Source organism: Pseudomonas sp. 7-41, from assembly GCF_021233075.1.
Classification (GTDB): domain Bacteria; phylum Pseudomonadota; class Gammaproteobacteria; order Pseudomonadales; family Pseudomonadaceae; genus Aquipseudomonas; species Aquipseudomonas veronii.
The window spans coordinates 2778215-2791610 of the sequence record NZ_CP089551.1 but is presented as its reverse complement, the minus strand read 5'-3'; the positions used below and the strand labels follow the sequence as shown (position 1 = coordinate 2791610).

11 protein-coding genes are annotated in these 13396 nt (G+C 64.2%); 3 read left to right on the top strand and 8 right to left on the bottom strand.

What is annotated here, in order from left to right:
• Positions 1–10: 10 nt before the first annotated feature.
• The 3 genes from tolQ to LQ249_RS12650 form a co-directional block, all read right to left on the bottom strand.
• Positions 11–703, bottom strand: coding sequence for a protein TolQ (gene tolQ, locus LQ249_RS12660; RefSeq protein ID WP_046383854.1), 693 nt, complete (start codon positions 701–703; stop codon positions 11–13).
• Between the two features lie 49 nt (positions 704–752).
• Positions 753–2618, bottom strand: coding sequence for a phytase (locus LQ249_RS12655; protein ID WP_232566503.1), 1866 nt, complete (start codon positions 2616–2618; stop codon positions 753–755).
• A gap of 145 nt (positions 2619–2763) precedes the next feature.
• Positions 2764–5277 carry a TonB-dependent receptor gene (locus LQ249_RS12650; protein WP_232566502.1) on the bottom strand — a complete coding sequence of 838 codons (2514 nt, stop codon included), beginning with the start codon at positions 5275–5277 and terminating at the stop codon, positions 2764–2766.
• Between the two features lie 378 nt (positions 5278–5655).
• Between LQ249_RS12650 and LQ249_RS12645 the strand changes: the two genes are divergently transcribed.
• On the top strand, positions 5656–6570 hold the full coding sequence (locus tag LQ249_RS12645; protein WP_046383857.1) for a GGDEF domain-containing protein: 915 nt from the start codon (positions 5656–5658) through the stop codon (positions 6568–6570).
• A gap of 1 nt (position 6571) precedes the next feature.
• Entirely contained in the window at positions 6572–7609 is a 1038-nt protein-coding gene (locus LQ249_RS12640; RefSeq protein WP_046383858.1) for an AraC family transcriptional regulator, read from the top strand.
• Here LQ249_RS12640 and LQ249_RS12635 read toward each other — a convergent pair.
• The 5 genes from LQ249_RS12635 to LQ249_RS12615 form a co-directional block, all read right to left on the bottom strand.
• Complete coding sequence (locus LQ249_RS12635; RefSeq protein ID WP_126589511.1) at positions 7596–8483, bottom strand: LysR family transcriptional regulator; 888 nt, start codon at positions 8481–8483, stop codon at positions 7596–7598. The two genes, LQ249_RS12640 and LQ249_RS12635, sit on opposite strands and share 14 nt — an antisense overlap.
• 198 nt (positions 8484–8681) lie before the next feature.
• A complete protein-coding gene (ycaC, locus tag LQ249_RS12630) occupies positions 8682–9299 on the bottom strand; it encodes an isochorismate family cysteine hydrolase YcaC (RefSeq protein WP_057004838.1) in 618 nt (205 codons plus the stop codon).
• A gap of 27 nt (positions 9300–9326) precedes the next feature.
• On the bottom strand, positions 9327–11165 hold the full coding sequence (locus tag LQ249_RS12625) for an amidohydrolase (protein WP_046383861.1): 1839 nt from the start codon (positions 11163–11165) through the stop codon (positions 9327–9329).
• Positions 11162–11752, bottom strand: coding sequence for an antibiotic biosynthesis monooxygenase (locus LQ249_RS12620; protein ID WP_046383862.1), 591 nt, complete (start codon positions 11750–11752; stop codon positions 11162–11164). Before LQ249_RS12620 ends, LQ249_RS12625 begins: the two co-directional genes overlap by 4 nt.
• Positions 11753–11859: 107 nt before the next feature.
• Positions 11860–12771, bottom strand: coding sequence for a LysR substrate-binding domain-containing protein (locus LQ249_RS12615; protein ID WP_046383863.1), 912 nt, complete (start codon positions 12769–12771; stop codon positions 11860–11862).
• A gap of 206 nt (positions 12772–12977) precedes the next feature.
• Here LQ249_RS12615 and LQ249_RS12610 point away from each other — a divergent pair, with 206 nt between their 5' ends.
• Complete coding sequence (locus LQ249_RS12610; RefSeq protein WP_046383864.1) at positions 12978–13373, top strand: helix-turn-helix domain-containing protein; 396 nt, start codon at positions 12978–12980, stop codon at positions 13371–13373.
• The last annotated feature ends 23 nt before the right edge of the window (positions 13374–13396 follow it).

The following is a 13396-nucleotide window of genomic DNA, read 5'->3' as shown; positions in this document are numbered from 1 at the left end:
TTGCTCCTGTTCAGGCGGCCGTGGCCAGGTGGGTCGGCATGCCGCTCAGGCTGCGATGCAGGCGCACTTGCAGTTCATTGCCGAAGGCGTAGTAGCGGGTGAGCAGCGTCTGGCTGCGCGCCGAAAAGCGGTTGTAGGCGATCACCGCCGGGATGGCGGCAAACAGGCCGATGGCCGTGGCGATCAAGGCTTCGGCGATGCCCGGCGCCACCGTGGACAGCGTGGCCTGTTGCACCTGGGACAAGCCGAGAAAGGAATTCATGATGCCCCACACCGTGCCGAACAGGCCGATGTACGGGCTGACCGAACCCACGGTGGCGAGAAACTGCAGGCCCTTTTCCAACTCGATTTCCTGCGCGGTGATCGCCACCTGCAAGGCGCGCTCCACCCCTTCGAGTACCGCCGGATCGTGGCTGTGCAGGTGCTGGTATTCCTCGACCCCGGCGATAAAGATCGGCGCCACGCCGCCCTCGCCCGCCTGCACGGTGTCGCGGTACAGCGCCTGCAGGTCCGGAGCCGCGCGAAAGCGCGGCAAAAACCCGTTCAACTGGCGCTCCAGGCGCCGCAGCACACTGCCGCGCTGGAGGATCAAGTACCAACTGAGCAAGGACGCCAACAGCAGCGTGACCATCACCGCCTTGACCAACAGGCTGGCGTCGCTGATCAACCCCCAGATCGTCATATGTTCCATCGTCGCGTGCATGGTGGTGAACTCCTATTCGATTAAAAAGTGATGATCGGGTGATGACGGCTTACGGCAATTTCAGCGCGCGGGTCACATCGCGCCAGGGCACGAACTTGAAGTTCTGGGTTTGCTCCGGCATACGCTTGCGCCCGTCCTGCACCACCAGCATGCCTTGGCTCCACGGCCCGCCGAGGTTGACGGCGGTGACTTCGAGGCCATCGGTTTCCGACGCCCCATCGATCCCGGCCTCAGCGTTCAAACCGACGCGAAAGGCGCCGTGGGCGGCGAACGGCGGTTCGGCATCCACCACCAGGTAGCTGTCATTGCCTTGGCTGGAGATCACCAGGTAATCGCGCGCGCCGCTCTGGTACAGCGCCAGGCCCTCGACATCCGCGTGCAGTTGCGCGCCGACCTTGATCACGCTGGTCAACGTCGCCGGCTGATCGGCTCGGGCGTCCACCGCCCAGACGCCGACATCTTCTTCACCGATGAACAGGCGCTGACGCTGGTCATCGGCGACGCAGCCTTCGGGTTGGCTGTCGACCTTGAACTGGCGCACCAACTCGCCCTGCACGCGGCCAGCCGGCGCGCTCAAACGGTATTGCAGGAAGGTGCCGTCCTTGCCGTTGGCGATCGCGTACAGTTCACCGCTGGCCGGCTGGAACAGACAGATGCCGTAGATTTCCTTGAGCGGCGTCGGCACTTCGCCGGCTTCGCGCAACTCGCCGCTCTGACGGTCGATGCTGAACAGGCTCAGGCTGTTGTGATCGCGATTGCTCGCCACGGCGAGGTCGACGGTCTGTTGGCCGAGCTTGAAGTTGGGGCGGACATCGACGTTGTTCAGGCGCCCCACCGCCAGCTCCTGCAACAGCTTGCCGTCGAGGTCGTAGGCCAGCAGGCCTTGTTTTTTGTTGGTGCCGAGCACGCGGCTCTGCGCCGGTCGTTGCGGGTGAATCCAGATCGCCGGGTCGTCCGCCGCATCGCCTTGGCGCCCGACCGGGTCGGTCTGGCGCTGGGCGGCGACTTCCGGCAGCACCGGCAGCGGCGCGACGGGCGTAGCCTGCCACGTCAACTCGGCCTGATAGAGGTTGCCGCTGTCGTCGTCGCGCAGCAGCAGTTGCCGGCCTTTGATTGCCAGGTTTTCCGCCTCCTTCACACCCGGCAGGTGCAGGCTCGGCTGGGCGACCCAGCGCTCGCCGTCCTGCTGGAACAGCTGCAGTTGCGCGCTCTTCGGATCAAGCGCGACCAGCCCACCCGGCACCAGCGCCATGGCCCCGGCGGCGCGCCCGGGATTGTCGAACAGCGCCACCGGCGTGCGTTTCACCTCGGCTTCCGGGTGCGCCGGGTAGGCCCACCAGCCGACGTTTTCTTCGTTCACCACCAGTTGATGGGTCGCATCGTCCACCTGGCAGAACTGCGCCGACGGCGGCAGCGGCAAGCCGCGCACACGCTGGGGTCGGGCCAGCAACGTCGGGCCATTGCCCACCAGCCATTGCTCGCCCTTGCCCTCTTCGCCCACCAGGAACACAAACAGGTTGGCCGCCGAGTCGCGATACAGGCACACGCCGTTGACCGGATAGTCGCGGGTCGGCAGGTACAGCGGCGCGCCCCAGCGTTTGCCGGCGCTATCCAGGCTGATCAGCATGGCCTGCTGGCGTTGGTTATCCAGGGTCGCCACCAGCACCTGGGCACCGGCGGCACGGCTGTCGAGGCTGCTGAAGTTGCCCTTGAAACGCGCCAGTTCGGCGCCTTTTTCGTCGAGCAGCAACAGGCCGTCGCGGGTGCTGGCGGCCAGGCGTTCGGGGCCGTTGGGCAGGAAGGCCAGCGCCTCGGCGTTCAGGTTCGGCGCCCAACGCGTCAGGGCCAGGTCGGCGGCCAGCGCATGGCCGCAGGTGGCCAGGGCCATCAGCAGGTATAGCTTGGAAAATCTCATGAACAGGCAAATCCTTCGAAAACGATGAACAACCCATGTGCGAGGGGGGGGTGCTCCCGATGGCAGTGGTTCGGCTGATAAATCCGGCAACTGACACACCGCTATCGGGAGCAAGCCCCCTCCCACATTCGGGTCGAGGTGGTGGTTAGAAATGGGTGAAGGTCAGGCCGAGCTTGTAGGTCGGGCCGTACTCTTCGTACTGGCCGTTGTAGCTGCGGTGGCCGGTGTAGACGAAGTACGACTCGTCGGTGAGGTTCTGCGCCTCGAAGCTGACTTGCAGGTTCTTGGTCAGCGAGTAGCGTGCGCTGAAGTCGACAAAAGTCTGTGCGTCGACGTGCAGGTCGTGGGCCTTGTCGTTGATCGAGGCCAACTCATACAGGTAGGCCGATTTGTAGTTGGCCGACACGCGCAGGCTGAGCTTGTCGTTTTCCCAGCCGAGCATCAGGTTGCCGACAGTGTCCGACTGGTTGGGCAAGCTGATGTTGCGTGTGCGGTTGCCGCCGCTGGCCGCGTCGAAGCCTTCGATATCGGCGCTGGAGCGGCTGAACGTGGTGTTTGCACCGACCAACAGGCCGTTCCACGGCGCGGGCAGCCAGTCGAACTTTTGTGAGTAGGCCAGTTCCAGGCCATAGAGCTTGGCGCTGTCGCCGTTGGCGTAGGTGTGGGCCTCGGCGAAGTTGGTCCAGGCGCCGGTGCCGGCCACGTCGGTGTTGTAGACAAAGTGCTTGATGTCTTTGTAGAACACGAACGCCGACACGGTGCCTGCGCGGCCCATGAAGTGCTCGATGCCCAGGTCGAGGTTGCTCGACTCCAGGGGCTTGAGGTCCGGGTTGCCGAAGGTGGCTTCGTCATCGTCGATCACGAACCCCGGCGCCAGTTGGCCAAAGGTCGGGCGCACCACGGACTTGGTCCAGGCCGCGCGCACCTGGGTGTTCTTGTCGATCTGGTAACGCGCATGCAGGCCCGGCAACCAATGGTGATAACGCCGCTTGGTCTCGGTGGCGCTGAACTGGCCGTCGGTGGCGCCGGTGCCTTTGGCTTCGAACTCGGTGCCTTCGTAGCGCATGCCCGCGATGAAACGCCAGTCGTTGATGTCGATGGTGTTCATCAGGTAGCCGGCGTTGATGTCCTCGCGGATGGTGAAGTCGTTGACCCGGGATTCGGTCTCGTCATAGAAGTCATCACGGTTGAGGCTGCCGATCAGCTGCTTGATACTCCCCGCGCTGATACCCGGGCCGTAATTGCCGAGACGGTAGTCGACGCTGCCCTTCTGGAACCGGGTGAGGTTGAGTTGTTCGTCGGTGAAGCCCAGGTCGTCGAAGTTCTTGTAGACCCAGGCTTCCAGGTCGTTGTCCTTGTGCCGGCGGCTGACCTTGCCGCCGAACTTGACCTGGGACGCGTAGCCGCTCAGGTCGTAGTCGCGGGCCAGGTCCAGGCGCAGGTTTTTCTCGGTGTCTTGGGTGTTCTGTTTTTCCCAGTCGACCTTGTCCAGGGTGAAGTTGCTCGCGTCGTAGAAGCCGGCGCCGACGATCGGACGCGGTTTGTCTTTGTCGTAGAAGCCGCTGTCGGCAAAGTCGCCGCCATCGAAGGTGGCGCCGGCGATATGCGCCGGGCTGTCTTCGCTGGATTGGCTGTAGCCGGCCTGGCCGCTGAGGGTCCACAGGCCGAGCATGCGTTCGCCGCCGAACACGTAGGACTGGATTTCCTGGGTTTCCTCACGGTTCTTCAACTTGCGCTTGCCCTCGGCCACACCCAGCTCGCCAGGGGCCTGGGGGTCGGCAAACTCGAGGCTGGCGGCGTTGCGGGTCTCGGTGTCGGTGTAGCGGCTGTAGAGGGTGCGCAGGTAGTAGCTGCTGAGGTCATCGGGCTTGTAGTCGAAGTTCAGGCCACCGCCAGCGCGTTCGCGGCTGATGTCGTAGTCACGCTGTTCGAACTTGTTGAGTTTGGCCCCCTGGCTGAAGTCCCAGGCGCCGCCGGTTTCGACGTTGTCCGAGCCGAAGTCGCGCTTCTGCCAGCTCAGGGCCGCGGCGACGCCGAAGTTGTCGATACCATCGCCGAGGCTGAAGCGGTTGCTCGCCGCGCCGGAGAATTTCGGGCTGGTCTGGCGCGTGTTCTTGTCGTAGCTGGCCTCGGTGCTGCCGGTGTAGAACAGGCCTTTGTGATCGAACGCCGACAGGCTCTTCACATCGACGGTGCCGCCGAGGGAGTTGGCGTCCATGTCCGGGGTCAGGGTCTTGATCACCGACAGCGACTGCACCAGCTCGGAGGGCAGCACATCGAGGGCCACGGCGCGACGTTCGCTTTCGGGCGACGGCACCAGGGTGCCGTTGATGGTCACGCTGTTGAGGTCCGGGCCGAGGCCGCGCACGCTGACGAACCGACCTTCGCCCTGGTCGCGCTCGACGCTGATGCCGGGCAGGCGCTGCGCGGCTTCGGCAACGTTTTCATCCGGCAACTGCGCCACGCCGTCGGCATGCACCACGCTCTTGATGCTGTCGGAGGAGCGCTGTTCCTTAAGCGCCTGGTCGATGGCGGCCGCCTGGCCGACCACGTCGACGTGCTCGGTGTGGGTGGCGTCGGCGGCCTGGAGCCGCTCGCTGGCCATCGCCAGGGCCAAGGCGGTGAGCGTAAAGCTGACGAGCCCGGTGCGCTTGTACATGAAGTCCTCCCCAAGAGTCCGTTGGCGCCAGGCAAGAGGCCCGGCAACTGGGAGGGCACGCTAGGGCCGGGGGATGACGGTTCTGTGACAGGGGTTGGCCGCAAGGCCCGTAAACCGGGAGTTTTGCCTGGTTCTCAACGTGGAATGAGCCGAAATGACCTCTGGAGGTCAACGGTGGGAGGGGGCTCGCCCCCGATAGCGGTGGGTCAGTCAATAGATAAGCCATCTGGCACACCGCAATCGGGGCAAGCCCCCTCCCACCGTTGGTTTTCATCGCGTGTGGGGTGAGCTGATTCGACCCTCCCCCCTCGTCATCCAACCGTCACATCCATCTGCTGTGCTGGCGCCCATCGCTCATTCGCCAGAGGACTCGCGGCCATGTTTTGCGTGCTCAAACCCCACCGCTGGAAACTCGCCCTGCTGCTGCTCGCGGCCAATCTTGGGCTGATCCTGCACCTGGCCTGCGGCGAGCTCAAAAGCGTCAGCGAGTGGGTATGGCTGGATATCATCGGCGAAGGCGGCTCCGCCCTGCTCGCCCTGGTATGGCTGGGCCTGGTGCTGAAAAGCCGCCCCGCAGGGCGCGTCACCAATTACCTGGCACTGGGCCTGTCGTGCATCTTTTTCTCCTGGTGGATCGACAGCCTCGACGAATTCATTCGCCTGCCTGCCAGCATCACCTGGGATCACTGGCTGGAGTCCGGGCCGATGCCGGTGGGCATGATCCTGCTGACCCTGGGTATCTACCACTGGCACCGCGAACAACTGGCGATCAGCGCGCAAATGGAGAAGCGCGAGCGGCTGTTTCGCGAGCACCGGCTGTTCGACACACTCACGCCCCTGGGCGGCGCCGATTACCTCAAGCGCCAACTGGCCGACAGCCTGCAAGACAGCCGCGACCAGCAACAACCGCTGTCGCTGCTGGCCCTGGACCTGGACAATTTCACTGCGATCAACCAGGCCTACGGCCACGCCGAGGGCGATGCGGTATTGCAGGCCCTCAGCCATGTGCTACTGCTCAATCTGCGCCGCCAGGACTTACTCTGCCGCCTGGCCGGCGACCGCTTTGTGGTGGTGTTGCCCAACACCGGCGAGCGCCAGGCCCAGGCGTTGGCGCTGGAGTTGGAGCAAGCGGTGCGCAGCCTGGCGCACAAGACGCGACAACACGGCGAGCGCCTGCAACTGGCGGCGAGCACGGCCGTGGTGATGGCCCTGGACGAGCCGCCCCAGGACTTGCTCAAGCGCCTGAACCTGACGCTCGCCCGCGCCAAACAACCGCTTGCGAAAAGCGCCTGAAATGGCCGTGAAAACCCGTTGGTATGAGGCCGACAGCCGCTTCATCCCAGGGCATTACCAACCCGCCGCGTTGATCGACCTGGCCTTGTCCCGCGACATCGACAGCCATCGCCTGTTGCGCGGCACCGGGCTGTTCCACGAGGACATCCTCGCCGGTACAGCGCAACTGAGCCCGCAGCAGTTTCTCGGATTGATCGGCAACAGCCGGCGCCTGCTCGCTGCCGATGAGAGCAGCTTCCTGTTTGGCCAACGCCTGCTGCCCGGCTATTACGGCGCCGCCAGCCATGCCCTGGGCCACGCGCAGAACCTGGATCAGGCGCTGGAGATCCTGATCCAGCAACAGGTGCTGCTCAGCCCGCTGGTGACGCTGCAATTGGAGCGGGATGAACACCATGCCTACCTGTACTGGCGGGACAGCTGCGGCGCCGGCGAACACTGGCGGTTCCTGCTGGAAGCCAGCATGACCTCGCTGGTCGCCATGAGCCGCTGGCTCAGCGGCCAGCGCCTGCCGTGGCAATGCAGCTTCAGCCATGGCGAGCCGCATTACGTCGAACAATACTGGGTTCACCTGGGCGAACACACGCGCTTCGCGCGCCCGCTGGACATGATGTGCATCCCGCGCGAATACCTGGTCATGGCCTGGCCCGGCGCGTCGGCCACCGCCGGCCAAGTCGCGCGCCAGCAGGCCCGCGAGCAGATCGAACAGCTCGGTTTTGCCGACAGTTTTCTCGATTGCCTCTACGACTACCTGCGCGAACAGGTGCGCCAGCCGCCCAGCCTGGAACAGGCGGCCCAGGCGTTCGCCATGAGCCCGGCGACCCTCAAGCGCAAACTGCACAAGCACGACACCGGCTTTCAGCAGCAGGTGGATCGGGTGCGCAAGCACGTCGCGTTGCACCTGTATCAGGTCAAGGGGTTCAGCAACGATGAAGTGGCCGCGTACCTGAACTTCAACGATGCGGCGAACTTCCGGCGTTCGTTCAAGCGCTGGACAGGCACCACGCCGAACCTGATCCGTCAGCTGTTCAACAGCCGTTAGCCAGGCGCTCGCGCAGGAACTCCACCAGCGCCTGCACCGGCCTCGAACTCTGCCGGTGCTGCGGGTACACCGCCGACAGCGTCAGGGCTTCGGGGGCGAAGTCTTGCAACAGCGTCACCAGGCGCCCGTCCGCCAAGGCATCGGCGACGATAAAGGTCGGCAGGTAGGTGACGCCCAACCCGGTGATGGCGGCGTCGCGCAGCAACTCGCCATTATTGACGCGCATGCGCCCGCTGACGTTCAGCGACTGCGGCTTGCCTTTGCTCTGGAACCGCCATTGCACCTGGCGGCCGTGGCCGTAGGGCAGGCAATCGTGGTCGGTCAGGTCGTCGGGTTTCTGCGGTGTGCCACGCAACGCAAGGTACTCGGGGCTGGCGCAGTACACACGCTGCACGCTGGCGATACGCCGGGCGATCAGGGTGGAGTCTTCGAGGATGCCGATGCGCAACACCAGATCGTAGCCTTCGCCGATCAAGTCCACCGGGCGGTCGCTCAGATCGACTTCCACCGACACCTGCGGATAGCGCTGCAAAAACAGCGGCAACAGGCAACCCAGATGGGCCATGGCAAACGACAACGGCGCACTCAGGCGAATGGTGCCGCGCGGTTCGCTGTTCTGCCCGGCAATGCCCTGCTCCACTTGCTCGACTTCGCTGAGCAGGCGCAAGGCCGATTCGTAGTAACTCTGCCCCAGGGGCGTGACATCCAGGCGGCGGGTCGAGCGATTGAGCAGGCGCACGCCGAGGCGGTCTTCGAGTTGGATCAGGCGGCGGCTGACGAATTGCTTGGACAGCCCCAATTGCTCGGCGGCGGCGGTGAAACTGCCGGATTCCATGACCTGGCAAAACAGGCGCATGTCTTCGAAGGGATTCATTGTCGCGTCTCGGTGGACATTTTGCTGATTTATAGCCTGTCAGGTGCTGCACCACAAACCTAATGTGCCAACACAATCAAAGGTGGGAGGGGGCTTGCCCCCGATAGCAATATGTCAGCCACTACATGCATGACTGATCCACCGCTATCGGGGGCAAGCCCCCTCCCACAGGGGATTACCGAGATTCCCGAGGTCGGGTTACTTGGTGGTGAACGCCGAGTAGCTGTTCATCAGGTTGCGGTAGTTGGGAATGCGCGGCGACAGCAGGTTGGCCAGGCCTTCCATGTCGTTGCGCCAGTCAACCTGCAGCTCGCAGGCCACGGAGAACCAGTTCACCAGTTGCGCGCCGGCCGCGGTCATACGGGCCCAGGCAGCCTGTTGCACGGTTTCGTTGAAGGTACCGGAAGCGTCGGTGACCACGAACACCTCAAAGCCTTCGGAGAGAGCGCACAGGGTCGGGAACGCTACGCACACATCCGTCACCACACCGGCAATGATGATCTGCTTGCGGCCGGTGGCCTTCACCGCCTTGACGAAGTCTTCGTTGTCCCAGGCGTTGATCTGGCCAGGGCGCGGGATGTACGGCGCGTCCGGGAACAGTGCTTTGAGCTCGGGCACCAGCGGGCCGTTGGGGCCGCTTTCAAAGCTGGTGGTGAGGATGGTCGGCAGGTTGAAGAACTTCGCCACGTCGGCCAGGGCCAGCACGTTGTTCTTGAATTCGTTGGGGGAGAAATCCTGCACCAGGGAGATCAGGCCGGTCTGGTGATCCACCAACAGCACCACGGCGTCATCTTTGTTCAAGCGCTTGTAAGTCATGGGTTAACTCCTTTGTGGGTTTAGGTATCAGAACGCAAAGCACGAGCAGCCAAACGCACCCCAGAAGCCCTGGAAGTCGCTGACCGGCACGTTGGAAAGACGCGCTTTCTCATGGCCATGAGCATGCACGCCACACGGGCCACTGCAGTGGTGAGCCTGCGCCTGCAGCGGCGAAGCGGGACGCCAGTGCCCCGGCACCTTGACCACCGGCGACCAGTCCGGCAGCACCGGCACGCGCGGCGGTGCGAAATCTTCGAAGTCGCCGGCGCCATACACCACCTTGCCGCCGACCACGGTCAGCACCGACTCGATCCACTTGATGGCCTCTTCATCGACGCTGAAAAAATCCGCCGACAGCGCGGCGACGTCCGCCAACTGGCCGACCTTGATCTGGCCCTTCTTGCCCTGCTCGGACGAGAACCAGGCGCTGCCATGGGTGAACAGCTCCAGCGCGGTCAGGCGCGGCAGGCCTTCGGCGTGCAGCTCCAGGCCGCCCACGGTGCGGCCGCTGACCATCCAGTACAGCGAGGTCCACGGGTTGTAGCTCGACACCCGCGTGGCGTCGGTGCCCGCGCCGACCGGTACACCTTCGGCGAGCATGCGTTTGATCGGCGGCGTGGCTTCGGCGGCCTTGGCGCCGTAGCGCTCGACAAAGTACTCACCCTGGAACGCCATGCGGTCCTGGATCGCAATCCCGCCGCCGAGGGCGCGCACACGCTCGATGTTGTGCGGGGTGATGGTTTCGGCGTGGTCGAAGAACCACGGCAGGCCATTGAACGGGATGTCGCGGTTGACCTTCTCGAACACATCGAGCATGCGCGAGATCGACTCGTTATAGGTGGCGTGCAGGCGGAACGGCCAGCGCTGCTCGACCAGGTGGCGCACCACCGGCTCCAGTTCCTGCTCCATGCTCAGCGGCAGGTCCGGGCGCGGTTCGAGGAAGTCTTCGAAGTCGGCGGCGGAGAACACCAGCATCTCGCCGGCGCCGTTGTGGCGCAGGTAGTCGTCGCCCTGGTGCAGGGTGACGCTGCCGGTCCAGTGCTTGAAGTCGCTGAGTTCTTCCTTGGGCTTCTGCGTGAACAGGTTGTAGGCGATACGTACCGTCAGCTGTTCATCCTTGGCCAGTTGCTCGATCACCGCGTAATCGTCGGGGTAGTTCTGGAAGCCGCCGCCGGCGTCGATCGCACTGGTCAGGCCGAGGCGATTGAGTTCGCGCATGAACTGGCGGGTCGAGTTGACCTGGTATTCCAACGGCAGTTTCGGGCCCTTGGCCAGGGTCGCATACAGGATCATCGCGTTGGGCCGCGCCACCAGCATGCCGGTGGGGTTGCCGTTGCTGTCACGCACGATCTCGCCGCCCGGCGGGTTCGGGGTGTCCTTGGTGTAGCCGGCCACGCGCAGGGCGGCGCGGTTGAGCAAGGCGCGGTCATACAGGTGCAGCACGAACACCGGCGTGTCCGGCGCCGCTTGGTTGAGCTCGTCCAGGGTCGGCATGCGCTTTTCGGCGAACTGGAATTCGTTCCAGCCGCCGACCACGCGCACCCATTGCGGCGTCGGGGTGCGTTCGGCCTGGTCCTTGAGCATGCGCAGGGCGTCGGCCAGGGACGGCACGCCTTCCCAGCGCAGTTCGAGGTTGTAGTTCAAGCCGCCACGGATCAGGTGCAGGTGCGAGTCGTTGAGGCCGGGGATCACCGTGCGGCCCTTGAGGTCGATGACCTGGGTGCCGCTGCCGCGCAGGGCCATGGCCTCGCCATCGGTGCCCACGGCCACGAAGCGCCCCTGGCGAATGGCGACGGCAGTGGCGCGTGGGTTTTCACGGTCCACGGTGTGGAACTGGCCATTGAACAAAATCAGATCGGCGTTCATAGGGTTTCCTTTACAGAGGCTTCAAGCCAGGGAGCGAACAGGCGGGTAGCCGCCGGCATCAGCAGGTACACCACCAGCAACACGATGGTCAGGGTGATCAGGAAGGTGGCGACCACGTAGTTGGACAGGAACGGGTGCAGGCGCAATATCGGGCCCCACACGATCGGTACCAGCAGGGTCAGCGGCAGGATCACGCACAGGGTGACCACGGCCTGTTTCCAGCGCGGCGGTTTGGCGACGCTGTCGGTTTGGGGGGTGAACCAGAACTCGTTGACCGCACCGATTTCGGTGTGGTCGCCGTCGGCCAGCATCGGCGCGGCTTCTTCGATCAGAGTTTTGCGCTCGGGGGAGTCGAGCCAGCGTTGCAGGTCGTCGGTGGAGCGGTAGCGCAACACGCAGGTGAACAGCGACAGGCCGTCGTGTTTACCGCGCACGACGTCGACGCCGAGGTGGCCCGGGCGTTCGCCGGCGATGCGTACTATGCGGCGTAGCCACGCTTCGTAGTTGGCCTCGCTGCCGGATTTGATCCGGTGTTTGACGATCAGGGTGACGACTTCGTCGGAACCGGTTTCAGGTGTTGGGTCCATGGTGTGTTCTTCCCCCTGGAGAGCTGAGCGATGAGACGAGTTTGGCGGCGACGGGCGATTCGGAATTGGATGTTTGTGCTGTTTGGCGCGGTGACTTGCCGGGCCGCCTACGCGGGGAAGCTGGACATGTGCGCGCTGATCCGGCTCCTCAACCAGCGCTCCGCCGGGTCGTTGTCATGCACCCCGCTCCACACCATCGACAGCTCCGCGGCGTCGATTGCAAACGGTGGGTCCTGCGCGCGCAACGTGGTGCCTTCGGTCAAGGCGCACGCTGCGTAGTCCGGCACGGTCGCGATGATCTGCGTGCCCGCCAGTAACGCCCGCAAGCCACTGAATTGCGGCACCGCCAGCACCACCCGGCGCGCCCGGCCGATGCGCGCCAGGTCGAGGTCGATATTGCCGCTCAAGTCCCCCGAAAACGACACCATGGCATGCGGCCGTTCACAGTATTCGTCCAGGCTCAGCGGTGCGGTGCCGCCATCGCCGCGCAGCACCTTGCACGGAATGTCGCGCAGTTTCTTGCGCTTGGCATTGGCCGGCAGATCCGTGGTGTAGCTGACTCCCACGGTGATCTCGCCACTGGCCAGCAGCGACGACATCAACAGGTAATTGGCGCGGCGCACCACCACCACGATCCCCGGTGCCTCGTCGCGCAGTTGGCTGAGCAACGGCGGGAACAGGCCGAATTCGGCGTCATCGGACAGGCCGATGCGGAACACCGCACAGCTGGTGGAAGGGTCGAAATCCTTGGCGCGGCTGACCGCGCTCGAGATGGTGTCCATGGCCGGTTGCAGCTCCTTGAGTATCGCCATTGCGCGTGGTGTGGGCTCCATGCCGCGCCCATTGCGCAGCAGCAACGGGTCGTCGAACAAATCGCGTAAACGGCCCAAGGCCGCGCTCACCGCCGGTTGGCCCATAAACAGTTTTTCGGCGACCCGGGTCAGGTTCTTCTCGAACATCAGCGCTTCGAAAATCACCAGCAGGTTCATGTCGACGCGGCGCAGGTCGTTGCGGTTCATGGTGGTTCCCAAACAGTTGACAGAGCACCAGCTAAGCACGCGGCGCGGCGAGCGCGATTGCACACCTGTGCTGTCTTTTCCACGCCAACAACTGGCGAAATTAACAACGATTAACTCGTCAGTCGGACGGCACGGCACCAAGAATGAGGCCGTCTACACTGCATCCATTCACCGGGAACGCTCCCATCGACTGCGGATATTTCGTCATGGCCCGACTTGAGCACGGTGCTCCAAGCTTCTGCGCGACCGGCGGCCTCTGCCCCCGGCGCGAGCGTATCGCCAAGCAACTGATCCTCGCCAACCTCGGCGAAAGCCTGGCGATTGCCGACCTGGCCCAGGCCTGCGCACTGTCGCGCAGCCACTTCTCCCGCGCCTTCAAATGCACCACCGGGCTGTCGCCGCAGGAATGGATTCGCCAACAGCGCATCCAGCGCGCCAAGGAGTTGATCACCGGTACGTCCTTGAGCCTGACGCAAATCAGCCTGGAATGTGGTTTCTGCGACCAGGCGCACTTCTGCCATATGTTCACGCGCAGCGAAGGCGTCAACCCGATGACCTGGCGTAATCACCAATTGCGTCGCAAGCAGGCGATTGCCGCCTAGTGGTCAGCGCAAGCGTGGAATAT